The organism is Marichromatium sp. PS1 (assembly GCF_041155115.1).
GTDB lineage: Bacteria > Pseudomonadota > Gammaproteobacteria > Chromatiales > Chromatiaceae > Marichromatium > Marichromatium gracile.
The window spans coordinates 589,510-611,868 of the sequence record NZ_BAAFHB010000004.1 but is presented as its reverse complement, the minus strand read 5'-3'; the positions used below and the strand labels follow the sequence as shown (position 1 = coordinate 611,868).

Annotated in this window: 20 protein-coding genes, 4 tRNA genes and 3 pseudogenes; 12 read left to right on the top strand and 15 right to left on the bottom strand. The window is 69.3% G+C overall.

Translation table 11 applies throughout. The features are described from left to right. Positions 1 to 2: 2 nt before the first annotated feature. From ACAM26_RS11750 to folD, 11 genes are all read right to left on the bottom strand, one after another. The gene (locus ACAM26_RS11750) at positions 3 to 1,322 is read right to left on the bottom strand and encodes a porin (protein ID WP_369613725.1); all 1,320 of its coding nucleotides are present in this window, start codon (positions 1,320 to 1,322) and stop codon (positions 3 to 5) included. A gap of 47 nt (positions 1,323 to 1,369) precedes the next feature. Further along, positions 1,370 to 2,083, bottom strand: coding sequence for a molybdate ABC transporter substrate-binding protein (gene modA, locus ACAM26_RS11745; RefSeq protein ID WP_132229343.1), 714 nt, complete (start codon positions 2,081 to 2,083; stop codon positions 1,370 to 1,372). Between the two features lie 24 nt (positions 2,084 to 2,107). Further along, positions 2,108 to 4,306 (bottom strand): TonB-dependent receptor, encoded by a 2,199-nt coding sequence (locus tag ACAM26_RS11740; protein WP_369613724.1) that lies wholly within the window; start codon positions 4,304 to 4,306, stop codon positions 2,108 to 2,110. Positions 4,307 to 4,336: 30 nt separating this feature from the next. After that, positions 4,337 to 5,158 carry a substrate-binding domain-containing protein gene (locus ACAM26_RS11735; protein WP_369613723.1) on the bottom strand — a complete coding sequence of 274 codons (822 nt, stop codon included), beginning with the start codon at positions 5,156 to 5,158 and terminating at the stop codon, positions 4,337 to 4,339. 17 nt (positions 5,159 to 5,175) lie between these two features. Continuing rightward, positions 5,176 to 6,027: an energy transducer TonB gene (locus ACAM26_RS11730; RefSeq protein ID WP_369613722.1), complete on the bottom strand. Its 852-nt coding sequence runs from the start codon at positions 6,025 to 6,027 to the stop codon at positions 5,176 to 5,178. After that, on the bottom strand, positions 6,024 to 6,416 hold the full coding sequence (locus ACAM26_RS11725; protein ID WP_123141487.1) for a biopolymer transporter ExbD: 393 nt from the start codon (positions 6,414 to 6,416) through the stop codon (positions 6,024 to 6,026). The genes ACAM26_RS11730 and ACAM26_RS11725 overlap by 4 nt, the downstream gene beginning before the upstream one ends. After that, on the bottom strand, positions 6,416 to 7,063 hold the full coding sequence (locus ACAM26_RS11720) for a MotA/TolQ/ExbB proton channel family protein (RefSeq protein ID WP_123143382.1): 648 nt from the start codon (positions 7,061 to 7,063) through the stop codon (positions 6,416 to 6,418). The genes ACAM26_RS11725 and ACAM26_RS11720 overlap by 1 nt, the downstream gene beginning before the upstream one ends. A gap of 17 nt (positions 7,064 to 7,080) precedes the next feature. Further along, positions 7,081 to 7,602: a molybdopterin-dependent oxidoreductase gene (locus ACAM26_RS11715; protein WP_369613721.1), complete on the bottom strand. Its 522-nt coding sequence runs from the start codon at positions 7,600 to 7,602 to the stop codon at positions 7,081 to 7,083. Between the two features lie 26 nt (positions 7,603 to 7,628). Further along, on the bottom strand, positions 7,629 to 9,611 hold the full coding sequence (locus tag ACAM26_RS11710) for a TonB-dependent receptor plug domain-containing protein (protein ID WP_369613720.1): 1,983 nt from the start codon (positions 9,609 to 9,611) through the stop codon (positions 7,629 to 7,631). A 362-nt stretch (positions 9,612 to 9,973) separates the two neighbouring features. Next, the gene (locus tag ACAM26_RS11705) at positions 9,974 to 10,420 is read right to left on the bottom strand and encodes a PGPGW domain-containing protein (RefSeq protein ID WP_123141491.1); all 447 of its coding nucleotides are present in this window, start codon (positions 10,418 to 10,420) and stop codon (positions 9,974 to 9,976) included. A gap of 53 nt (positions 10,421 to 10,473) precedes the next feature. Beyond that, positions 10,474 to 11,331 carry a bifunctional methylenetetrahydrofolate dehydrogenase/methenyltetrahydrofolate cyclohydrolase FolD gene (folD, locus tag ACAM26_RS11700; protein WP_369613719.1) on the bottom strand — a complete coding sequence of 286 codons (858 nt, stop codon included), beginning with the start codon at positions 11,329 to 11,331 and terminating at the stop codon, positions 10,474 to 10,476. A gap of 164 nt (positions 11,332 to 11,495) precedes the next feature. Here folD and ACAM26_RS11695 point away from each other — a divergent pair. From ACAM26_RS11695 to ACAM26_RS11650, 10 genes are all read left to right on the top strand, one after another. Continuing rightward, positions 11,496 to 11,572, top strand: a tRNA-Pro gene (locus tag ACAM26_RS11695). Positions 11,573 to 11,632: 60 nt separating this feature from the next. After that, a tRNA-Arg gene (locus tag ACAM26_RS11690) sits at positions 11,633 to 11,709 on the top strand. Positions 11,710 to 11,829: 120 nt separating this feature from the next. Next, a tRNA-His gene (locus ACAM26_RS11685) sits at positions 11,830 to 11,905 on the top strand. 65 nt (positions 11,906 to 11,970) lie between these two features. Next, positions 11,971 to 12,046: transfer RNA gene (locus ACAM26_RS11680), tRNA-Lys, on the top strand. 134 nt (positions 12,047 to 12,180) lie between these two features. Next, positions 12,181 to 12,345 (top strand): hypothetical protein, encoded by a 165-nt coding sequence (locus tag ACAM26_RS11675; protein WP_190287981.1) that lies wholly within the window; start codon positions 12,181 to 12,183, stop codon positions 12,343 to 12,345. Further along, positions 12,345 to 12,737, top strand: coding sequence for a hypothetical protein (locus ACAM26_RS11670; protein WP_369613718.1), 393 nt, complete (start codon positions 12,345 to 12,347; stop codon positions 12,735 to 12,737). Before ACAM26_RS11675 ends, ACAM26_RS11670 begins: the two co-directional genes overlap by 1 nt. A 94-nt stretch (positions 12,738 to 12,831) precedes the next feature. Beyond that, a complete protein-coding gene (locus tag ACAM26_RS11665) occupies positions 12,832 to 13,089 on the top strand; it encodes a DUF4124 domain-containing protein (RefSeq protein WP_369613717.1) in 258 nt (85 codons plus the stop codon). 55 nt (positions 13,090 to 13,144) lie between these two features. Next, the gene (locus tag ACAM26_RS11660; protein ID WP_369613787.1) at positions 13,145 to 13,855 is read left to right on the top strand and encodes an IS1 family transposase; all 711 of its coding nucleotides are present in this window, start codon (positions 13,145 to 13,147) and stop codon (positions 13,853 to 13,855) included. Between the two features lie 842 nt (positions 13,856 to 14,697). Next, positions 14,698 to 15,006, top strand: coding sequence for a superinfection immunity protein (locus tag ACAM26_RS11655; protein ID WP_369613716.1), 309 nt, complete (start codon positions 14,698 to 14,700; stop codon positions 15,004 to 15,006). A 3-nt stretch (positions 15,007 to 15,009) separates the two neighbouring features. After that, positions 15,010 to 15,444 carry a zinc ribbon domain-containing protein gene (locus tag ACAM26_RS11650; protein ID WP_123141495.1) on the top strand — a complete coding sequence of 145 codons (435 nt, stop codon included), beginning with the start codon at positions 15,010 to 15,012 and terminating at the stop codon, positions 15,442 to 15,444. Positions 15,445 to 15,499: 55 nt separating this feature from the next. Here ACAM26_RS11650 and ACAM26_RS11645 read toward each other — a convergent pair whose 3' ends face one another. Next, complete coding sequence (locus ACAM26_RS11645; RefSeq protein ID WP_369613715.1) at positions 15,500 to 16,060, bottom strand: tetratricopeptide repeat protein; 561 nt, start codon at positions 16,058 to 16,060, stop codon at positions 15,500 to 15,502. A gap of 967 nt (positions 16,061 to 17,027) precedes the next feature. Between ACAM26_RS11645 and ACAM26_RS11640 the strand changes: the two genes are divergently transcribed. Both ACAM26_RS11640 and ACAM26_RS11635 read left to right on the top strand, forming a co-directional pair. Next, entirely contained in the window at positions 17,028 to 17,510 is a 483-nt protein-coding gene (locus ACAM26_RS11640) for a pilin (protein ID WP_369613714.1), read from the top strand. Positions 17,511 to 17,762: 252 nt separating this feature from the next. Further along, positions 17,763 to 18,672, top strand: a pseudogene (locus ACAM26_RS11635) (IS3 family transposase); the annotation flags it as partial. Between the two features lie 198 nt (positions 18,673 to 18,870). On the opposite strand, the pseudogene ACAM26_RS11630 reads toward ACAM26_RS11635, so the two are convergent. The 3 genes and pseudogenes from ACAM26_RS11630 to ACAM26_RS11620 all read right to left on the bottom strand — a co-directional run bounded on the left by ACAM26_RS11630 (position 18,871) and on the right by ACAM26_RS11620 (position 21,583). Further along, positions 18,871 to 20,031, bottom strand: a pseudogene (locus tag ACAM26_RS11630) (IS701 family transposase). Further along, positions 20,028 to 21,158, bottom strand: a pseudogene (locus ACAM26_RS11625) (IS3 family transposase). The pseudogenes ACAM26_RS11630 and ACAM26_RS11625 overlap by 4 nt, the downstream one beginning before the upstream one ends. 41 nt (positions 21,159 to 21,199) lie before the next feature. Beyond that, on the bottom strand, positions 21,200 to 21,583 hold the full coding sequence (locus ACAM26_RS11620; RefSeq protein ID WP_369613713.1) for a hypothetical protein: 384 nt from the start codon (positions 21,581 to 21,583) through the stop codon (positions 21,200 to 21,202). Positions 21,584 to 22,359: the final 776 nt, after the last annotated feature.

Below are 22,359 nucleotides of genomic sequence, written 5' to 3'. Positions count from 1 at the left end.
CGTCAGTAGACGAACTGGAGCTGCAGCGCGAGCCGGTCGTCGAGCGCGGCGAGCAGCCGGTTGGCGTCGGCCCGCGCATCGAGCCCCGGGGCCTCGGCCTCGCGCCACTGATAGTTGGCCATTACCTGCCAGTGACGGTCGATGCGGTAGCGCAATCCCAGCGTCCAGGTGGTGAAGCGACGATGGTCGGCGGCCGACTCGGTGCCGCGGTCGTAACGGTCGTAGCGCAGATCGAGCCAGGTGCGCGGGGCCAGCCGCCAGCCGCCCTCGAGGTACCAGCCGTCGGCCTCGCCCTCGGGCAACAGGTTGCGCCCGGCGATGCGGGTGGCGGCGTTGTTCCAACTGCCGGGCACCGCGCCGCCGTCGCTGCCGGCGAGGATCATGCCGCGCCCGACGAGGTACTCGCCGCTCAGCCGCCAGCGCGCCGCCTGGTGGATGACCCCGGCGCCGGCGCGGGTGCGCAGGTGGCTGCCGGGGTCGGCGCCGTCGAGCTCGCGCCGTCCCTGCTGCCACCAGCCGAACAGCTTGGTGCCCTGGCGCGCGGCGCCGCGCCCGCCCTCGACGTACTCGCTCGACCAGTAGAGATAGAGATCCTTGTGGCTGTCGTTGTCGAGTCGCGCGACGCCGTTGCCGTTGCCGAGCATCAGCGCGTAGCTGTGCGCCCAGGGCCCGCCGCCGGGGAGCACGCCGAAGAGCTGCGCGCCGATGTCGTGATAGAGCGAGCGCGGGCCGCGCGGCGTGTTGGCATCGAGCGGGTCGCTGCCGTCGTGGTCGAGAAAGGTCTCGTTGAGCAACTGATCGACCGCGGTCGAGACGGCGAAATAGGGCTGGCGCGGGGCCGGGCGCAGCGCCTCCTCGCTGCCCGGCGGCTTGAACTGGCCGAGACGCAGACGCAGCGCCGGGTCGATGCGATAGCTGAGGCTGGCGTCGATCAGCTGCAGTTCGTCGCCCTCGCGGGTCGCGCCGTTGTCGCCGGCCTCCACCGCGACCAGATAATCGAGCGGCGCGCCGCCCGGCACCCGCCCGCGCACGCCGAGGCGTAGCCGGCGCAACTGCCAGCGTTCGGCGGCGCGCTTGTCCGGCCCCAGGCGGTTGGCCGCCATCCCCTGGCCGGCCCAGCCGCCGACCGGGATCGGGGTGTCCTCGCCCTGTTGATAGGCGAGCTGGGCGAAGCCCCAGGGGCGCAGCGCGCGCGTCCCCTGCTCGGGTTCGCTGCCCTGGAGAAGCAGCCAGTTGGCCGCCTGGGCGAGTCCGGGGGCGAGTCCGGGGGCGAGCAGCGCGGCGCCCAGCGCGAGCGCGCGCATCCTGGTCGAGTCGGTCATGGCAAAGATCCTTGGGGCGAGGCGCGCGCCCCGGTGGTGACCGGGCCTCACAGCCCGTATCCGGCGAGCAGGTCGCGGGCGGCGGGGGTGGCGACGAAGTCGAGGAAGCGCTCTGCCGCCGCTCCGGGGGCGCGGTGCGTGGGCACGCCGATGACGATCTCGAGCGGCGCGTAGTGGCTCGGGTCGATGGTCTCGACCACCAGCCGCTCGGGGTCGAGCGCGCGCGCCTCGGTGGCATTGATGAAGCCGGCCTCGACGCTGCCGGCGCGCAGGTGCGCGGCGACCTGGGGGACGGTGGCGAGCACGGTCAGGCGCTCGGCGAGCGGCTTGCGCAGCCCGTCGTGTTCGAGTGACTGGAGCGCGGCGCGGCCATAGATCGCCCGCGCCGGATCGGGCAGGGCGATGCGGCGAAAGGCCGGGTCGGTGAGCGGTCGACCGGCCAGCGCGGCGGTGCGCACCAGCACCAGCCGGCCGCGACCGAAGGGCTGGGTGCGGGCGAACAGCCCGCTCTCGGCGAGGAAGCGCCGCTCGCCGACGACCAGCGCCACGCGCGCGCTGGCGCGGGTCTGGGCGAGCACCTGGCGCATGTTGCCGAAGGCGGCCTCGACGCCGATGCCGCTGTCGCGCTCGAAGGCCTGGTAGAGCGCGAGCAGCGGGCGCTTGTAGCCGGCCCCGGCGGCGATCAGCAGACCGTCGTCGTCGGTGGCCGCGTGCGCCGGCAGGGCGCAGCAGAGCATCAGCAGGGCGATGAGCAGGGGCATGATGGAGTCTCCTTGTCCACGGGGTCAGAGTTGCATCGTCAGGGTGAGCGAGAGGGTGCGCGGCGCACCCGGGTAGTAGCCGATGGTGCCGGGCTGGGCGTCGTCGCGCCCGGCGTCGATGACGGCGACATAGCGGGTGTCGAAGAGGTTGTCGACGGCCAGCGAGAGGCTCATGGCGCGGTGGCGGTAGCCGAGGCCGAGATCGAACAGGGTGTGGGCGTCGACCGGCTCGGTATTGGCCGCGTCGCCGTAGCGTCGTCCGACGTGACGCACCACCGGGGTCAGGGTCCAGGGACCGTGGCGGTACTCCAGGGCGAGGCTGGCGAGCCACTCGGGGGCGTCCGGGACCTGGTTGCCCCGGGTGGCGAGCAGGCTGTCGGCGGCGGTGCGGATGTCGGTGTCGAGACGGCTGCGGTTCCACGACAGGCTGGCCACCAGGTTCCAGTGCGCGTCGGCGCGCCAGCGCGCCTCGAGCTCGGCGCCCTGGGTGTGGGCGCGCACCCCGCCCTGGAGATAGCTGAGATCGAGCGCCGGGTCGTAGGCCATCACCTGCTTGTCGCGCAGCCGACCCCAGTAGAGCGTCGGCGCCAGGGTGAGGTTGCCGTGGCGCCAGCGCAGCCCGGCCTCGATGGTCTCGGCGCGCTCGAAGCGCAGCCGCTGCCACAGCGACTGGAGGTCGATCCCGGCGGCCTCGAACCGCTCGCGCGCGTTCATGTAGCCGCTGTAGAGCGGGCCGAGCCAGGGGTTGCCGATGGTGCGTCCGAGGGCGAGCCGGGCCTCCAGCCCCGGGGTGAGTTCACGGCTCAGACTGAGGCTCGGCAGCCAGGCCGCGAGGGTGACGGGCGCGGTGCCGAGCGCCGGGTCGACCGGCGGGTCGAGGTCGAGCGCCGCGCCGTGGTCGAGATCGGGCAGGGCGCTGGCGTCGTAACCGGTGATCGCCGGCAGGCGCAGGCGCAGATAGCGCGTCCCCAGGGTGTAGCGCCAGCCGCGCCGCTCGCCCTCGATCATGGCAAAGGGGCTCTCGTAGGCGCGCTCGCCCTGCTCGGCGAGGATGCCCCAGCGCGAGAAGCGCAGCGCGCCCTCGGCATCGACGGTGTAGAGGCGCTGGCTCAGCGGCGGCGGCATCGAGCTGAGGCGCTGGCTCCAGTGACCGAGGGTCAGGGTGGCGGCGTCGAGTTCGAGCTGCAGCTCGGCGACGGCGCCATACTGGCGCTGGTTGACCTCGACGCGAGTGATGCCGGTGCGCTTGCCGGTGAGCCGCTCGCCCCGGGTCTCCAGCCAGTAGGGGCGCAGTTGCAGGCGGGCGCGTGGTCCGAGCTGCCAGCTCAGGGTGGCGAGCAGGTTGTCCTCGGTGTAGTGCTGGGTGTTGTAGGCGTAATAGTTGGCGTCCTCGCGCGCCGAGCCGGTGAGCGTGGCGTGGTAGCCGAGCGTGCCGTAGCGCTCGAGGTCCTGGCTCTCGGCATGGGTCAGCGGGCGATAGGCGTTGCTGTGGAAGCGGTTGTGGGCGCCGTAGAGGCTGAGCGACAGGTCGGCGCCGAGCGGTTGCGCCCAGCCGAGGTTGAGGGTGTCGCGGCTCTGCCCGCCGGGGCCGCGCCACTGCTCGCCGGCGGCGCTGGAGGCGGAGAGGAACAGCCGGCTCGCGGCGGCGCCGATGGTGCCGCTGTCGAGCCGCGCGAACAGTCGGTGGAAGTCGTGATCGGCGCGTGCCACCCGCGCCATCACCCCCGGCTGCTGGCGCGGCGCGCGCAGCCCCAGCGCCAGGCTGCCGGCGAGGTTGCCGACCCCGAGGCCGACCCCGGCCGGTTGCGGGCCGCGCCACAGGGTGAGTCGTTCGAGGTTCTCCAGGTCGTAGAGGTTGCCGACGCCGCCGCGCCCGGCGCTGGTCGAGGAGGGGGTGCCCTCGATCGTCACCGCCAGCCCGGTGGCGGTGGAGGCGGCGATGGCGCGCAGTCGCAGCGTTTGTTGCTCGGTGCTGAGCGCGTTGGGGTCGGCCTCGGCGCGGTTGACCGAGGGGGTGAGGTCGAGCGCGCGGTAGGGATTGACCTGGGCGGCGCCGCCGCGCGCCTCCAGGGTGGCGCCGTCGAGCTCGGTGGTGGCGTAGTCGCCCGCGTCCGATGCGATCCGGGTCGCGCTGATCTCGATCGCGGGTAGCGGTTGGGCGGGCTCGGCGCCGGCGGCGAGCGGCCAGCACAGCGGGGCGAGGCAGCATCCGAGGGTTCGCATTCTTGGGGTCTCGTCCATGGTGTGCGCGCCTCAGTGGGGCGATGTCGGGTTGGGGTGGATCCAGGGGCCGTCGCGGTTGGCCGCGCGCAGCGCCGCCTGGCCCTCGGCGCCGAGCAGGTAGTCGGCGAGCCGGCGGGCGCGCGCGCGCCGCGCGTCATCGGCGGGGTGGGCCGGGCCGGGGAGGGCGAGGACGAAGTGCCGGCGCATCTGCGGATCGTCGTCGAGCAGCACGGCGAGCCCGGGGTGGGGGAGACGGCCGAAGGCCACCGGGATCTCGCCGGCGATCACATAGGCGCCGCGCGCGCCGGCGTCGATCAGCGCGCCGTGGCGTACCTCGGCGCCGCTCGGGAGTTGCTGGCGCACCCCGGGGCGCAGTCCGCCGGCGCGCCACAGCCGCGCGGCGACGAGATAGCTGCCGGGGTCGCGGTAGCCGATCATCGGCGCGTCGGCGCGGGCGATGCGGCGCAGCGCCTCGATGCCGTCGGGCGCCTCGCGCACCCCCGCCGGATCGGCCTCGGGGCCGAGGATGACGTAGCGGTTGTGCGCCCAGGTGGTGAGCGGCGCGGCCAGCCCGCGCGCGACCAGGTCGAAGGCCGCCTCGCCGCCGTGGATCAGCAGCAGGTCGGCCTCGCCGCCGGCAAAGCGCGGCACCACCTGGTCCTTGGGTGCGGCGGCGACGGTGGCGATCGCCAGCCCGGTGGCCCGCTCGGCCCGTTCGGCCAGCGCCGGCCACACCCCGCACATCACCAGCCCGCCGACCACGGCGACCGGCACCGTCGGTGCGGGCGCGGCGTGCGTCTGGGTGGTGATCAGGGCGACCAGCAACAGGGTGAAGCGTGGCATGCGGTGCATCGGGATCTCCTCGCCTCTCAGTGGTTCAGGGTGAAGCGGACCGGGATGCGCACCCAGCTCGCCCGCGCGGCGCCGTCGACCCGCGCCGGGCGGAAGCGCCAGTGCGCGACCGTCTCGCGGGCGGCGCGGTCGAGGCTCTCGACCCCGGAGGAGTGGGCGAGGCGGATCTCCTCGGCGCGCCCGTCGCGCCCGACCAGGACCTCCAGCGTCACCTCGCCGTGCTGGCCGAGCCTTCGCGCGCGCGCCGGGTAGGCCGGTCTGGGGGTGTGCAGATAGGCCACCGGCTGATCCGGGGTGGTCTGTGTCGCCCGGCCACCCGCGGCGCGCCCGGCGCCCGTCTCGCGCGCCGGCGCGGCGTCGCGCGTCGCCGGGGGCGCGGCGTGGCGTGGCCGTGACGGTGTCGGCGCGGGGGCCTGGGCGGGCGCCTGGGGGCTCGGGGCCGGCTTGGCTTGGGGTTTGGGCGGCGTCGGCTGCGACGCGGGCCTCGGCGGCGGTTTCGGGGTGGGCTGTGGTTCCGGTTCCGGTTCCGGCGTCGGCCTCGGGTTCGGCCTCGGCGCGGGGGCGGTAGTCGATGTCGGCGCTTCCGGTTCGAGTTCGGATTCGGGCTCGGATTGCGGTTGCGGCGCTGCGGCCGGGGGCGGTTCGGGCGTCGCGTCCGCCGTCGGCGCGGGCGCGGCTGGCGCGCTCTCCGGGGCGGGCGCGGCGGCGGCGAGCCGCAGGCGTAGCGGGGTGTCCGCGGCGCGTTCGCCGCCCTCGGCCATCGGTACCCGCCCGGCGGCGAGCGCGAGCAGCGCGCCCTGGAGGACCAGGGCGAGGGTGCCGGCGAGCCACCAGGGCATCTCGGGCAAGCGCGGCGCGGGGGGAGTCATGCCCCGACCTCGCGGGTGGCCAGGGCGATGGCGGTGATCCCGGCGGCGCGACAGGCGTCCATCACCGCCACCAGGTCGGCGAGCGCGGCGGCGCCGGCGCCGGTGATGGTCACCTGGGTCCGCGGGCCCTTGTCGCGGAGCAGCGCGGTGAGCCGCTGGTGGTCGAGCGGCGCGCCGGCGACGCTGATCGCGCCGTTGCGGGCGAGCACGATCACCACGTCGGCGGGGTCGAGGCGGGAGGCCGTGGCGCTCGCCGGGAGCTGGCCGTCGAGCCCGCGCGCGGGGAGGGTCTCGAGGGTGGCGAGGATGAAGAAGGCGAGCAGGAAGAAGATGATGTCGATCATCGCCACCACCTCGATGCGCGCGCGCCGGCGGGGGGGATAGGCCATCAGCCCGCCCCCGCGCCGCATGCGGCGCCGGCGAAGCGGTTGACCAGCATCACCTTGATGACCTCGAGCTGGTGCCCGGCGCGGCGCGCGCGCTCGCCGAGGGCGTTGAAGGCGACCAGCCCGAGCACCGCGATCAGCAGCCCGGCGGCGGTGGCGACCAGCGCCTCGGCGACCCCGCCGGTGACCGCCTGGGCGCGCCCGCTGGCCTCGCCGCCGAGCGCGGCGAAGGCGTGGAACATGCCGACGATGGTGCCGAGCAGGCCGAGCAGGGGGGCCAGGGTGACGGCTGTGTCGAGCACCCACAGGCGCCGATCGAGCTGTGGCTGGATGGCGAGGATGTGCTCGTCGAGCCGGGCGGCGAGGGCGCCGGCTGGCGCCGCCGTCTCCGGCGGCGTCAGCGCGCAGCGCAGCAGCGCGGCGTGGACGGCGTGGGGGCGGGCCTCGAGCAGCCCGGCGAGCCCGCCGCGATCGGCCGCGTCGAGCCCGGCGAGGGCGCGGGCGAGGCGCTCGCCGCGCCGATCGAGGCTGCGCAACGCCCAGCCGCGCTCCAGGCTCACCGCCAGGGTGAGGGTGAGCAGCAGCGCCAGCGGGTAGAGCAGGCCGCCGGTGTGCGCGGCGAGGCGCGCGAGGGTATCGAGCGATGGCATGGTCGGTCTCCGTCGCCTCAGCGCGCCAACTGGCGCACCTCGATGTGGTCGAGCCAGCGCACGTGGCGTGCGCCGGTCTGCTGGTCGGCGCTGGAGATCAGCGCGATGCGCCCCTCGGTGTCGTCGAGCGGTTGGCCGTCGTGTCGGAAGTACACCAGCACCTGCTCGCCGATCGGGGTGTTGAACAGCTCGCCCCAGGAGAACACCACCTGATAGCCGTCGCTGGCCCCGGCGGTGACGGCGAGGGTGCGCAGCCCGCGCGGGGTGTCGACCTTGGGGTGGGCGCGCGCGACCAGGTCGCGCAGCAGCACCCCCTCGAGGTGGTGCTTGTCGGCGATGTGCGCGCCGGTGTGGCAGATCACCGGCACCCGCTCGATGCGGTGCAGCGGCAGCTTGGCGAGGTCGGCGACGGTGAGCTGCTGTGGCTGCTCGACCGCGCCGTTGATCGCCAGACGGTGCGAGACGAAGGGGTTGACGGCCTGCGCCGGGGCGGCGGCGAGGGCGAGCAGCAGGGCGATGAGACGGGGTGATGGGCGCATGGGGGAGTCCTCCGTGGGCGTTGGGGTCAGAATCGGTAGTTGGCCTCGACGAACCAGGTGCGCCCGGCGGCGGGGTAGCCGGCGCTCGGCGCGTAGTTGCTGTCGGCGAGGTTGCGCACCCCGGCGGCGAGCGTCACCGCGCTGGCGGGGTGTACGGCGAGCTTGAGGTCGAGGGTGGTGAAGGCGTCGAGGCGCTCGCTGTCGGAGCTCCAGCGCGCGCCTTCGTGACGCAGATAGAGCAGCGTCTCCCAGCGCTCGGCGGGGATGAAGCGGGCGTGGGCGGTGAGCTTGTGCGAGGGCACCCCGGTGAGGCGCCGGTCGGGGTCGCTGCGGTTGTCGCGGTCGATCAGGGTGAGGTGGGCGCCGAGCTGCCAGCGCGCGCCGAGGTCGGCGTTGGCGCCGAACTCCATCCCGAACACCTGGACCTCGCCGACGTTCTGCATCTGGTAGCGGTCGGGCTCGACGTCGTCGACGCGCTGGATCAGGTCGGTGATGCTGCTGGCGAACAGCGCCGCCTCGAGTTCGAGCCCCGGGCGCGGGCTGCCGCGATAGCCGAGTTCGTAGTTGAGGGCGTGCTCGGTGCGCAGGTCGGGGTTGGGGATGGCGGTGTCGAGGCGCAGCGAATAGCGGTCCTTGAGCGTGGGGAAGCGGCTTTTGCGCGCCACGGTGGCATAGAGCAGGTCGTCGCCGTCGGCGTCGAGCGACCAGAACAGCCCGGCCTGGGCGTCGGTGGCCGATTGCGCGTCGGGCAGCGCGACCGGGTCGCTGATCTTGTCGACGCGCAGCGGGCGCATGCGGTGGTGGGCGAGGCCGAGGGCGAGACGCAGCCGTGGGCCGAGGGTGATGCTGTCCTCGAGGCTGATCGAGTTCAGCGCGTCCTCGAAGGCCTCGGTGCGCTCGATGGTGTCGTCGGCGTGGTGGCGCTGGTGCTTGTGGTGCAGCGCCAGTTGCAGTTGGTGGTGGTCGAGACGGGTGCTCTCGAGGGTGATGCTGCCGCCGAACACCCGGTCGTCGTAGATGCTGCGCCCGCTCGGGCCGAGGCTGCCGCGCCCGGAGGTCTTGCGGGTGGTGTAGCTGGCGTCGGTGTAGGCGTCGACGGCGTTGTCGTAGTCGTCGAGATAGAGGCGCAGGCGCAGCCGTTCGTGCTCGCCGAGCGCGGTGCGCGAGAGGAAGTAGGCCCCCTCCTTGTCCCAATAGGGCCAGCGCCAGTAGCGCGCCGAGCGCGCGTCGGTCGACGGCGGTTGTCCCTTGGTGGCGTGCTGGCGGTAGTAGCTGATGGCGTACTCGTCGTCGCCCCGGGGTGTCCAGCCGAGCTTGAGCGAGAGGTGCGCGTCGCGCTGATCCGAGTTGTCGCGTCGTCCGCCGTCCTCGGTGGCGGTCGGCTGGAAGTCGTCGGAGAGCGGGAAGCCGTCGCTGTCGCGCCAACTCGCGCCGAACTGCAGGTACCACTGGCCCTGGTTGGTGCCGAGGTTGAGCGTGCCGGTACGGGTGTGGTCGGCGGCGAGACCGACGGAGAGATCGCCCTCGAGCGCCCGCTCGGGGCGGCGCGAGACCAGGTTGATGGCGCCGCCGAGGGTGTTGGCGCCATAGGCCATGGCGCTGAAGCCCTTGGCGACCTGGATCGCCGAGAGATCGGTGGTGGTGAAACGGCCGAGATCGAGATAGCCGTCATAGGGGACGGAGACCGGGATGCCGTCGATGAAGATCGGCACCTGACGGGCGTCGAAGCCGCGCAGGTCGAGGGTCTGCTCGTTGCGGCTGTTGGTGGTGACGCTCACCCCCGAGAGCAGGTCGAGGGCCTCGCCGAGGGTGTCGCGGTCGAAGCGGCGCAGGGTCTCGCTGGTCAGCACCGAGGCGACCTGGCCGCTGTCGAGCGCGCCGAGCGCCGGTGTCGGTGCGCTCACCGTGATGGTGCCCAGGGTGTAGACCTGCTCGGCGGGGGTGGCCTGGACGCCGAGGCCGAGGCCCAGCAGTCCGCCCAGGGAGAGGCGTTGCGTCCACGCGTTCACTGTCGTTCCTCCGGTCGGGGCGCCGGGGCGCCCGGGGATCAGGGCCGGGGAGGGTCGCTATATTCGTTGTTATATAACGCTAGACGTGGCCACCCCTCGGCTGCGGTCGTCGTGCGAGGGGCTTGAGGCAGGATCGGTGCCAACCATCGGGCATCGGCGGTCGATGAGGTGCTATCGCATTGTCTGGTAGGAGTTTTTGGGTGAGCGACAGGCGGCGTCGCGGCGCTCGACGAGGGAGCGTTATGTCGTTTTGTATACAACGCGCCGCACGCTGAGGGGCGTCGCGCGTGCGGCATGCCCCGGAATGGGGCGCGGATCGGGGGTGCCCGGACGGGAACGGGGACCGTGCCGGGCGGGGCGGCTCAGCGCCCGGCGTGTTCGTCCGGGGCCGGTGGCAGCACCGGCGCCAGACCCCGGCTGCGGCGCAGCCAGTTGATCGCGCCGAGCAGCTGGGGGTTGGCCGCGAGCCGGCGCTCGAGCCGATACTTGCCGGGGAAGTCGAGGAGGATCAGCCCCATCAGCATGGTCAGCAACCCCTGGCCCGGCAGCACCAGCATCAGCAAGCCGCAGAGCAGCAGCAACGCGCCGCTGAGGTTCTTGACCAGGCGCAGCACGGCGTGGACCAGCGGGTGATGACGGCGCAGCCGGTCGGGGCGGTGCGCCGGGGCGGCGAAGTAATCGACCGGGATCAGCGCCACCAGGAAGGGCAGCGAGAGCAGCGAGAGCAGGAACACGGCGACGGACAGGCCGGCGATCCAGGCGCTCAGCGCCTGGTGGACCTCCACCCAGTGCAGTGCGGTTTCGATCATGGTGACGGGGATCCTGAACGGGCGCCGGGCGCGACGGCGCCCGGCGCGCGGCCTCAGCCGGCGGCGTGCAGCTCGGCGGCCTGGAGGGTGTTCTCGAGCAGGCTGGCGATGGTCATCGGACCGACCCCGCCGGGCACCGGGGTGATCCAGGCGGCGCGCTCGGCGCAACCGGCGAAGTCGACGTCGCCGACCAGCTTGCCCTCATCGGTGCGGTTGATGCCGACATCGATCACCGTCGCCCCCGCCTTGATCCACTCCCCCGGCACGAAGCCCGGCCGACCGACGGCGGCGACCAGGATATCGGCCCCGCGCACCTTCTCGGCGAGGTCCTTGGTGCGGCTGTGACAGATGGTCACGGTGCAGCGCGCGGCGAGCAGCTCCAGGGCCATCGGCCGACCGACGATGTTCGACTGGCCGATCACCACCGCGTCGAGCCCGGCGAGCGACTGGCCGGTGCGCGCGAGCATGGTCATCACCCCCTTGGGCGTGCACGGGCGCAGCAGCGGCATGCGCAGCACCAGGCGACCGACGTTATAGGGATGGAAGCCGTCGACGTCCTTGGTCGGCAGGATGCGCTCGGTCACCAGCGCCTCGTCGATCTGCTCGGGCAGCGGCAGCTGCACCAGGATGCCGTCGATGGACGCATCGGCGTTGAGCCGGTCGATCAGCGCCAGCAACTCGTCCTGGGTGGTCGAGGCCGGCAGCTCGTGCAGCTCGGAGCGGAAGCCGACCTCGGCGCAGGCCTTGCGCTTGTTGCGGACATAGACCTGAGAGGCGGGGTTCTCGCCGACCAGCACCACCGCCAGGCCGGGGGCGCGCTGGCCGGCGGCGAGCAGGGCGTCGACCCGGGTCTTGATCTGCTGGCGGATGTCTGCGGCGATCGACTTGCCGTCGAGGAGTTGTGCGGTCATGGTCTTCCTAATGATACGGGGTCAATGGCGCATGATATCGTGCGCGACGGTGGCGATGGAATCCGTCGTCGGCGAATCGGACGATCATTGGTGCTTGACAGCGGGGAGGCGGCTGCGTAAATTAAGCGCTCTTCGATTTCGGGTCGAACTGATTCGATCGAAACCGGGGTATAGCGCAGTCTGGTAGCGCGCCTGCTTTGGGAGCAGGATGTCGGGGGTTCGAATCCCTCTACCCCGACCAAGGTCAGCCGCCAGGTCGCGAGCACGGACAGATGTCCTGCCCGCCGCTGCGCCGCCACGAGCGCCCGTAGCTCAGTCGGATAGAGCAACGGCCTTCTAAGCCGTGGGTCGCAGGTTCGAATCCTGCCGGGCGTGCCAATCGCAAGCCACGGCAACGAAGATCGGGCTTGGCGAAAAAAGAGCTTGCATCTCTCCAAGGATTGGGTATAATGCACAGCTCATCGCATCGGCGATATCGACGAATGCGAAGTAGCTATGGTGGACGTAGCTCAGTTGGTAGAGCGCAGGATTGTGATTCCTGTGGTCGTGGGTTCGATCCCCATCGTCCACCCCAAATTAAAGAGTACGTAAGTTGACAAGGCAGCAAAAGTCCTTTAAGCTTAACGACTCTAGAAAAACGGGCCGTTAGCTCAGCTGGTAGAGCAGTGGACTCTTAATCCATTGGTCCTAGGTTCGAATCCTAGACGGCCCACCAAATACGAAAAAAGGCCCTCCGTTCGCGGAGGGCCTTTTTTATTGCTTGCGATTTCCAGCCGCCAGCCGCTTGGCCGACCTTGCTCGGAATGGTGCAGCGGACGGCGCGGGGCATGGGCCATGTCGAGGGCACGGATGACCAGCTCGGCGTTCATGCGTGCACGCATCGACCAGCCGAGAGCCCTCCAGTCGATGCTCGGTGCCGAGTTCGCCGCGCTTGAGGTCATCGGCAAGGTGCTGCTCGACCCGACCAAGACCGGCGCGGGCCGCTCCAGGTACTTCCGCGTGCAGATGGTCTGATGCGCCTCACCCGGCTCGACAGCGGTGCCTGGGTCGACCTCCCGGACGATCTCTACTGGGAGGACGAGCACGCCCGCACCGGCGTGCGCCAGAGCATCACCCCCAGCCTCGGCGGCGCGGCCCTGGTGCAGGTCGCCACCCTGCAGTATCGCGCCCTCACCCTCCGCCCCTGGGCCGAGGACGCCGCCTGGATCGACCGCGACCGGCTCGACACCCTCAGCGCCTGGGCCGCGCTCCCCGAGCTGGCGATGACCCTCGAACGCCACGGCCACAGCCATCAGGTCCGCTGGCGCTACGACGGCGACGGTCGCGCCATCCTCGCCGAACCCGTGCTCTATGCCGCGGATCAGACGCCGTATTGGCGGATGACCTTGATGCTGCTGGTGGTGTAGATCCACACGCCTCTCAGGTCAATCGCAAGGGAGGTGAATCATGCACGGGACAGCAATGACCTTGGCCGTCGTCGCCACGCTCTGGTGAGCGGCGGTGTGGGCGGGCGTCTACACGTGCACGGACCCCGACACCGGGGCGGTGACGTTTTCGCAGGTGCCATGTGCTGGCGAGTCCGAGCGCGTCAAGGTCTGGGCCGCTTCGGCCCGCGACACGTCTCGCCCGAGCATGGAGGCGCTTGCCGAGCACTGCGTCAAAGAGGCCCGTTTCAAGGATCCTGCGAGCGCCGAAATCGTCGAGATCGGTGATATGGGCTCAAAGATCATCACCTATGCCAATCGGGTAGTGCCCTGACCGATAGGTTTCGATAAGATCAGAATCCATTTCTTTAAGGTTGAAGAAAATGTATCTGACATGTCCGCAGTGTCACTCCAACCATGTGACCAAAAATGGATTCAACCGGCTGAAAAAGCAGTTATACAAGTGTCAAGATTGCGGTCGCCAGTTCGTTATCCATCCTGCCAAGGGGCAGGTTTCTCAGGAAACCCGCGAACTGATCGATCGGTTGCTGCTGGAAAAAATCTCCCTGGCCGGAATTGCCCGTGCGGTGAAGGTCTCCGAGGCTTGGCTGCAGAACTACGTGAACGAGAAGTACAAGAAGGTTCCTCGTCAGGTCGCGCTAAAAAAAAACACCACATCCTACGGAGTAATCCTGGAGTGCGACGAACTGTGGTCCTTTGTCGGAAAACGCCTGAACAAACAATGGATCTGGCTCGCTATGGATCGCCTGCCCCGGCGTATCGTCGGGGTCCATGTTGGCGATCGTACGGAGCGCTCCGCACAGGCTCTGTGGGATTCCATCCCAGCGCAATATCAGACTTCCGCTCCCGTCTACACAGATTTTTGGAGCGCCTATGCGCGGATCATCCCGGCACACCGACATTATCCCAGTGCGAAGTCACAAGGGGAAACCAACCATATCGAACGGTTTAACGGTACACTCCGGCAGCGTATCTCCCGCTTGGTGAGAAAGTCGCTCGCGTTCTCGAAGAACCAGGAAAACCATCTTGGTGCACTCTGGAACTTCATTCATCACTACAACGCCAAGATGTGCGTGTGATTCATTGTGGGAAGCCAAACACATCGAGAGATTCAAAACCCTATCGGTCAGGGCACTACCGCCAATCGCGAGATCGTTGCGCAACGGCTGCCGATCAAGGTGAACGCGCGCAACGGCTACGGTGGATACGGCGGTGCGACCTGGTACGACTGCTACCTCAGTCGCGCAAGCAATCAGGTGTTCATGGTCGTCGCGCGGTAGCGGCCGCTGCGGCACGATCGTCTGATCGTGCCGCGCAACGGCCTTGCCGTTTGTACGAAAGGTCAGTGTCTGCAGGGTTTGCCGCTGCAAGGCGCGCAACGACCGGGAACACCGCTCGGCGATCCACTACCAGGCGTCTGCTGGACACCCAATGCCGTCTCGGCATCCACCCTCTTTGCTGCTCGGCGCGAGCGTGCCGCGACACGCTCGGGCGTCGATCCGTCGGCGCTGCGGCGACGGACGCGCCCGCCCCGCATGGAACCGTGCGCTATATATTGCCGAGTGGATGCCTTGCTTGGCCGATGACCGTGCTGTTCGCGTTGCCGGGCGGGTCTCTCGGGTGGCTCAACCGATGATTTGCAAAGGAGCGCGGGCATGGGCGATACACTCGACGATAGCGAATGGCGGCGTTGCCGCGCGTGCCAGTGTCAGACGATGGTCGCGAGAGACGCGTCGACCTGGGTCTGTCGCAACTGTGGGGCGGAGAACGGCGGGCATCCGGGCCACCGCCCCCAGGCGCCCGCCCGTTCCGGGCAGAGCCCTCGTCGCGTGCGGACGAGGCGCGACGGGGGCGTCGCGCCAGGGGCGGCGGGGGCGGCACGCTGTCCGTCGGCAAGGTCTTTGACATGGCCGTCCGAGGGGTGCTGATCCTTCTGGTCGGTCTGCTCGTCGTCACGCTGATCGGGCTGACGGCCGTGGAATCCGTCTCCTGGGCCGCGCTGCTCAACCTGGGCGTCATGGTGTTCGCGCTCGTCCTGTACTTCCTCCCCGCTCTGGTCGCGCAAGAGCGACGTCACACCAAGGCCGTGGCCATCTTCGTGCTCGATCTGTTCCTCGGCTGGACCTTCCTCGGTTGGGTCGGGGCGCTGGTCTGGGCCTTCACCGAGGACAATCGCGATCGGGCGACCGAAGCCGGGGTGAACGATCCGGCCTCGACGGCGAGGGGCTGAACAATGGCACTGCTGATGCTGTGGGTCCTGTTCCCGGTCTTCAGCGGCGTGATCGCGAGTGCCCGCGGGCGGGACGTGTTGGGCTGGGGGTTGGTCGGGCTGCTGTTCGGGCCCTTCGGTCTGGTCGTCGGGTTGTTGCCGTCGCTCGCGCCCCGGCCCGCGCGGGGCGCGCTCGCGCCAAGGTCGATCGCCTGCAGCCAGTGCCGTGAGCCGATCGCCTTCGACGCCAGGCGCTGCAAGCACTGCGGCACGCGCTATCCCTACCTCCAGGAACCGGCCCGCTCACAGGTCGCGCTGATCGCCGATCGCTATGCGGCGTCGCGCGCGCCGGCGGCGATCGCCGAGGAGATGAACCGCAAGGGCATGCACCCCGCCGATCGGCGCGCGCGCTGGGCGCCGGCGGACATCGAGGCCATCATCGAGCATCACGTGCGCTGAGCCGCGACCCGGTGCGGCGTCAGCCGGCGGCCTGACTTCGGTCCGCGCGAGAGAGCTACCCGGCGGTCGCCTGCAGCGCCTCGAGCAGCACCCGTCGCTCGGCGGCGTCGAGCAGCTGTTCGAGTGCGCCCAGGTCCTCGCGCGCACGCGCCTGCAGCCCGCTCGGGCTGCCCAACTCCGCAGTCAGCGCCTGCGCCAGCGCCGAGCCGCGCGCCGCCGCGCGCCCCAGCCAGGCGCTGCCCGCCGCCTCGTCGCGCGTGCCGCCTTCACCGAGCACCAGATCGCGCCCCAGCCAACACATCGCATCGGCGTGTCCGGCGCGCGCGGCCTGCTGGAACCAGTCGCGCGCCTGGGGCGGGCGCGCGCGTTCGAGCAGCCACACGCCGAACTCGTACTGCGCGCCGGGGTCGCCCTGGTCGGCGGCGAGCGCCAGCGTCCGCTCCGGCTCGGTGAGCCTGGTGCCGGTCAGCGTCAGCAGCGCGCTCAACTCCACCCGGGTCTTGCCATCGTCACCGTCACGGATCGCCATCAGCCGTCTCTCCTGGATGTAGCGCTGCAGCGTGCGTCGGCTCAGTCCGGTGACGGCGCTCGCGGTGTTCAGACAGATCGATGGCATCTCCAGTGTTCTCCCGGTTGCTCGACGCTGGCCCGTCCGTGGTCGTGGTCCTAAAGGTTGGGGTTGGCGCGACACCGCCCAACGCGTCGCCGACCATCGCGCCGGCGAGTGGTCACTGTTTGATTGGCAAGGTTGGGTTGTTTGCGTGTGGTGGTCGGCACTCCCTGCCCGAGCCATCGCTCGCTGCGACGCCTCCTCGTCCCCCCGACCGGATTGAACCGCAAAGCGTCAAGGCGCGCAAAGGCGCGAGGGCGAGGATGAGACCCCTTCGGCGATCAGTTGCCAGGGGGGAGAACCGCAACGCCGCGAAGGACGCGAAGAGACAAGGCGGAAAAGCCGCCAGCTGCCAGCTGTCAGTCGCCGGTCGCCGGTCGCCGGTCGCCGGTCGCCGGTCGCCGGTCGCCGGTCGCCAGGGGATTGGACCGCAAGGTCGCGCAGCATGCCAAGAGGCGAGCGGAGCAGCCGTCGGCGGTCAGCCTCCCCGCAGCGGACGGTTGCGACCAGCTGTGGCGCGGGAGCCAGTCAACCGGTCTCCTCACGGGTGGCTGGCGACTGATCGCCGGGCACGCTGCGTTTTGCCCGGCCGACGCTTGGCGGTGTGCTTCGCGCCTTTGTGGTTCGACCCTGTCCCCCGTCACCGCCCACGCCCTCCGATCGGTCCCGCGCCACCGCCCCCGGCCCGCACCCACTGGCGGCTGATGGCTGGTGACGCGACTGTCACCCCCTTGGCATGTCAGTCTGTGGACTGTCACCCCTACTGGCTGGACACGGGCCTGTGGATTGTCGCGGGGGTTCGGGTGACAGCCACTGCCGCGCTCATCCCCTGATCGCAAAAACAAGGGCTTGCACAGACCTCGCATGGTTGGCCCGGAACTTGATAACAGGGGCACCAGGACCGGCACCGCCATGTCGGCCCCGTCTCCCGACGAGACAGGCTCAGTTCATCCCAAAACCGGAGAACCACTCCATGAAGAAGCAACTACAGGCCGGCTTCACCCTGATCGAACTCATGATCGTGGTGGCCATCATCGGCATCCTGGCGGCGATCGCGTTGCCAGCGTATCAGGACTATACGGCCCGAGCTAAAATGAGCGAAGTCATGATGGCTGCGAGCGCGTGCAAAAGTGGTGTGAGTGAATTCATTCAAGCGAATGGCTCGTTCCCTACTGACGCGAATGCTGCGGGCTGCAGCACCGGGGCAACAAAGTACGTTTCCGGCTTGACCGTCAACAATACGACAGGGGCTATTTCGGTTGGTGTTCAGGGTATTGCGACCGGAGCTGATGGAAACAACCTGATCCTCCAGCCGACGACCGATGCCGCTCGCACAGCCGCCATGGCAGCAGCCACTGACGCGATTCAAGGCTGGTCTTGTGGCACAGATGCAGCAGCCACCGCATACAAATATTTCCCCGCGAACTGCCGCCAAACTGTCCTTGGTGGCCTATAAGTCCTAGCTTTAATTCAAAAAACCGCCCTTTGGGGCGGTTTTCTGTTTTCCGCCTCAAACCATCTCCTTACACACAACTCACTCCAAGCCTTCAAGCGCTTGAACGAACTGCATCGCCTCGCAGAACTCTCTGACCTGTTGGAGGTCGACCCAGAGGGTCTTGGCGCCGGGTTCCCCGTCGCGTGAGGTTCCCCCCCGAATTTCGTCCCCCAAGGATTGACGTAGACTGACGATCAAATCTTGGAGGGCGCGATGCAGAAGATCCCGAAGCGGGTATACACGCTGGAGTTCAAGGGGCAGGCGGTCAAGCGGGTGCAGTCGGGGCGCAGTATCGCCTCGGTGGCGCGCGAGATGGGCTTGGTGGAGCAGACGGTACGCAACTGGGTGCGGCGCAGCGAGGTGGGGAAGTTGGAGTCGAGCGCGGGTAAGGCAGTGACGCCCGAGGAGATGGAGCTATCGCGGTTGCGCGCCGAGGTTGCCGAGCTTCGCGAGGAGAACACGATCCTGCGAAAAGCGACGGCGTACTTCGCGAAGGATGCGCTGTGAAGTACGCCTGGATCGATGCGCATCGCGGCGCGCACGGCCTGCGTCGGCTGTGCGCGCTGCTGGGCGTAAGTGCCAGCGGCTATCGGGCCTGGCAGCGCGACGGCCAGCGCCAGGGGCTGAGTGACGCGCAGTTAACGCTGCTGCTACAGACCCTCCACGCCGAGACCGGTGGCGCCTACGGCAGTCCGCGGATGGTGCGAGCGCTGCGCGCCCGTGGCCTGAGCGCCGGCAAAGCGCGCGTGGAGCGGCTGATGCGTGCGCACGGCCTGCGGCCGTCACCGGCGCCGCTATCGCGTCACGACCGACTCGAGCCACCGCCTCGCCGTCGCCGAGAACCTGCTCGCCCGGGACTTCCGGCCCAGCGCTCCGAATCAGGTATGGAGCGCCGATATCACCTACCTCTGGACCGACGAGGGCTGGCTCTATCTGGCCGTCGTCTTCGACCTGTTCAACCGCGAGGTCGTTGGTTGGTCGATGCACGCCCGCATGGACGCCGAGCTGGTCATCAGCGCCCTCGACATGGCCCATGCATGCCCGGCGCCGTCCGCCACCGGGGCTGCTGCACCACTCCGACTGGGGCAACCAGTACGCCAGCCACGCCATCCAGCAACGCTTGCGCCGCTACGCCATTCCGCGGCGGTTACTACTACAGCCGCACATCTTCACGGCGGCCCAGCCCCTTGCGCTCGATAATGACAGACCCTGGCCCGCGCCTGATGTCGTCGTCGCCAATCCGACCAGGCGATGACGGCATCCGGCGGGGCGCGTTCGCGCCACAACAGCGCCTCGAGCAGATGCCGGATCTCAGGGGCAGTCAGTGCGATCCGCCCGGCGACAGCGCCCCCTTTTTCGCCCGTCGTTGCAGCACGACGAGGCAGGCATGGGCCAGCAGCGCAAGGGTGATATGGCGATGCCAAGCCGGCCAGCGGCGCATCTCATACTCGTCGAGCCCGCACTGCTGCTTGGCCAGCTCGAAGCCGACCTCGATCGCCCAGCGCTGCCCGGCGACCTTGGCCAGGCGCTCAAGCGTGGCCTCGGCGCGGGGCGCGAAGGCGATGTAGTAGGCCCGCTCCTCGGGGCGGTTGCAGTTGCGCCGTACCACCAGCCAATGCCCCCAGGCGCGCTCCTCGGCGCTGAGCTGCAGGCGCCACAGCGGCACCTAGGCCCACTCGAAGGTGCGCGCGCCCTTGCTGCCGGCGCCGACGGCGTGGCGTTGCCAGGCCGTCTCTGGCAGCGCCTTGGCCAGTGCCGCGACGCGATGGGTCTGCGGACCATCGAACCACACCGGCTCATTGCCCGCCACAGCGAGCACGAAGGGCTGTTGGCGCGCCTCGAGCCACAGGCGCAGCTTGCGATCCTTGCCGTAGACGGCATCGCCCGTCACCCAGCCACAAGGCACCCCCGCATCGAGCGCGCGCTCGAGCATCGTACGCGCCAGGGCTGGTTTGGTCTGGAAGCGGCGAGCCTGCTCCGGGACACTGGCCTCGGCGCAGCGTGCGGGGTCATTCGCCCAACATTTGGGCAGGTACAGCGCCCGATCGATGAAGGCCGCGCCGTGCCGGCTGGCGTAACACAGGAACACCCCGACTTGACTGTTCTCGACCCGGCCCGCCGTGCCGCTGTACTGGCGCTGCACCCCCACCGAGTGCGTGCCCTTCTTCAAGAAACCGGTCTCATCGACGATCAGCACCGCCTCGTCGTCGCCCAGCGCCTCGACGACATAGGCACGCAGCACTTCACGCGCCGCCTCGGCGTCCCAGCGCGCCGTGTTGAGCAACCGCTGCACCCCGTCCGGGCGCCGCTCGCCCAAGGTCTCGGCCAGCTGCCAACCGTTCTTGCGCGGTACCGTCGTCAGCAGCCCTTGCAGATAACCCCGCGCCCGGGCGCGCGGCTCAGGACGACGAAAGCAGTCCGCCAGGCGCTGATGGACCGCGTCCAGTTCCGTCTCCCAGCCAGAGACCTCGCTGTACTTCATGTTGTTTGAAAACAAAGCCGTTGAGTCCACATATCACAACACAAAAAATGTGCGGCTGTAGTAGTAAGAAACTCGATGGGTGAAAGATCGCCGAGCGATTCGTGCGATCGGCGCAGGTTGTATTCGTCGAGCCAGTCTTCTGCCTGTTGGCGAACCTCCTCGAGGGTGTTGAAGAGCCAGGCATCGAGGACCTCGCGGCGGAAGCTGCCGTTGAAGCGCTCGATGAAGCCGTTCTGGGTCGGTTTCCCGGGGCTGATGAAGTCGAGGGCGATGCCACGTTCGGCGGCCCAACGTTGGAAGGCGGTGCTGGTGAACTCCGGTCCGTTGTCGAGACGCAGACGCTCGGGGCGCCCCCGGACGCTGATGACCTGTTCGAGCACGCGGATGACGCGCGCCGAGGTCAGCGAGACGTCGACCTCGATACGCAGCGCCTCGCGGTTGAAGTCGTCGATGAGGTTGAAGGTGCGATAACTCATGCCGCTGCTCAGCGCATCGCTCATGAAATCGGCCGACCATTGCAGGTTGGGACGGATCGGTTGCACCAGCGGTTGCGGCGGGCGGAGCGCCCGGAGTCGCTTGCGCCGACGCCGCAGATTGAGCTTGAGCGCGCAATACACCCGCCAGACCCGCTTGTGGTTCCAGGGATGTCCGGCGCGGCGCAGCCGCGCATGGAGCTTGCGGAAACCGGCGTATGGATGGCGCTCGGCCAGCGCGCTCAGCGCCTTGATTAGCGGCCCGTCGTCACGCGGGCGGGCGTGATCGTCGAACACCGAGCGACTCAGCCCGAGCAGTCGACAGACGCGCCGCTTGCTCACGCCCTCGGCCATGGACTCACCCGCCAGGGCGCGCCGCGCCCTGGCGCTCAGCGCTTTTTTCGACGATCTCCTTCAGGATCTTGTGATCCAGGCTCAGATCCGCGTACATGTGCTTGAGCCGGCGATTCTCCTCCTCCAGCGCGCGCAGCCGCTTCAGGTCCGAAGCCTCCATCCCCCGTACTTCGAGCGCCATTGATAGAAGGTCGCCGCGCTGACCCCCAGCTCCCGGCACACGTCCTTGACGGCTACTCCAGACTCAGCACGACGCAGTGCGTCAACGATCTGCTGCTCGCTGTACTTGCTCTTGCGCATGTGGGCTCTCCTCTGCTCGGCCACCATCATGCCGTCGGTCTCTACTTTTCGCTGGACCTATTTTTGGGGAAGGGGACAGGGGCGGTGGTGCGACGGTCCTTGTGCAGCAGCAGGACGAAGCCGAGCACGATCACCAGGGTTGCGAGAAAGAAGCCATAGACCCAGGGCTGTTGGTCGGGGCGGACGAGTTGCAGTGCGAGGCCGAAGACGATCGTCACCAGCGCGAGCACGAAGCCGTATTGCAGCAGCCGTTGCAGGATGGTCCCGGCCGTGTTGGCGGGTAATGGCGGAATGATCCCGCGCTTGAGCAGCGCGTGACCCAGCCCGAAGAACAGGAGCAGCGCGAACCCGGCCAGTACCAGCGGATGACGCAGCAGCGGGGCGAGTTGCGAGAAGTGTTCGATCAGCGCGGTCGGGTCGTCCATGAGGCTGGGGCTGTTCCACGGGAACCGGCGATCAAGGATCGCAGCTTACCCCTGCCGGGGTAAAGTACCGGGCACCGCGATCCGGCATCCGCGGAGCGGACGAGCGACCAGCTTCCAGCGGTCAGAGCCGCCAGCGGCCAGTAAGGAGGGCTGACGCATATAAGGAGGGCTGACGCATATGACGGACGGGCGGTTGACGGGCAAGGTCCCTCTGTTGCGGTTCGAATCAGCCACCAGCGATCAGCCACCGGCCTCCAGTGATGAGCGCCGAGCCTGCCCTCCGGCTGATCGCTGATCGGCCATCACCCTTCGTGTCCTTTGGGTCTTTGCGGTTCAAGTCAGCTGCCAGCGATCAGCCTCCAGCCGCCAGTAGGGAGGGCCGACGCACATGACCGGCGGTTGACGGGCAAGACCCTCTGTTGCGGTTCGAATCAGCCACCAGCGATCAGCTACCGGCCTCCAGTGATGAGCGCCGAGCCCGCCCTCCGGCTGACCGCTGATCGGTCATCACCCTTTGTGCCCTTTGGGTCTTTGCGGTTCGAGTCAGCCGCCAGCGATCAGCCGCCAGTAGGGAGGGCTGACGCACATGACCGGTGGTTGACGGGCAAGACGGTCCCTTGCGGTTCAATCCCTGCCGCCTGCCGCCTGCCGCCTGCCGCCTGCCGCCTGCCGCCTGCCGCCTGGTCGCTGGTCGCTGGTCGCTGGTCGCTGATGGCTGGTGGCTGGAAGCCGATTGCATTCCCCCCCCGGCGCCAGCGGTTAGAATGCCCCGCTCG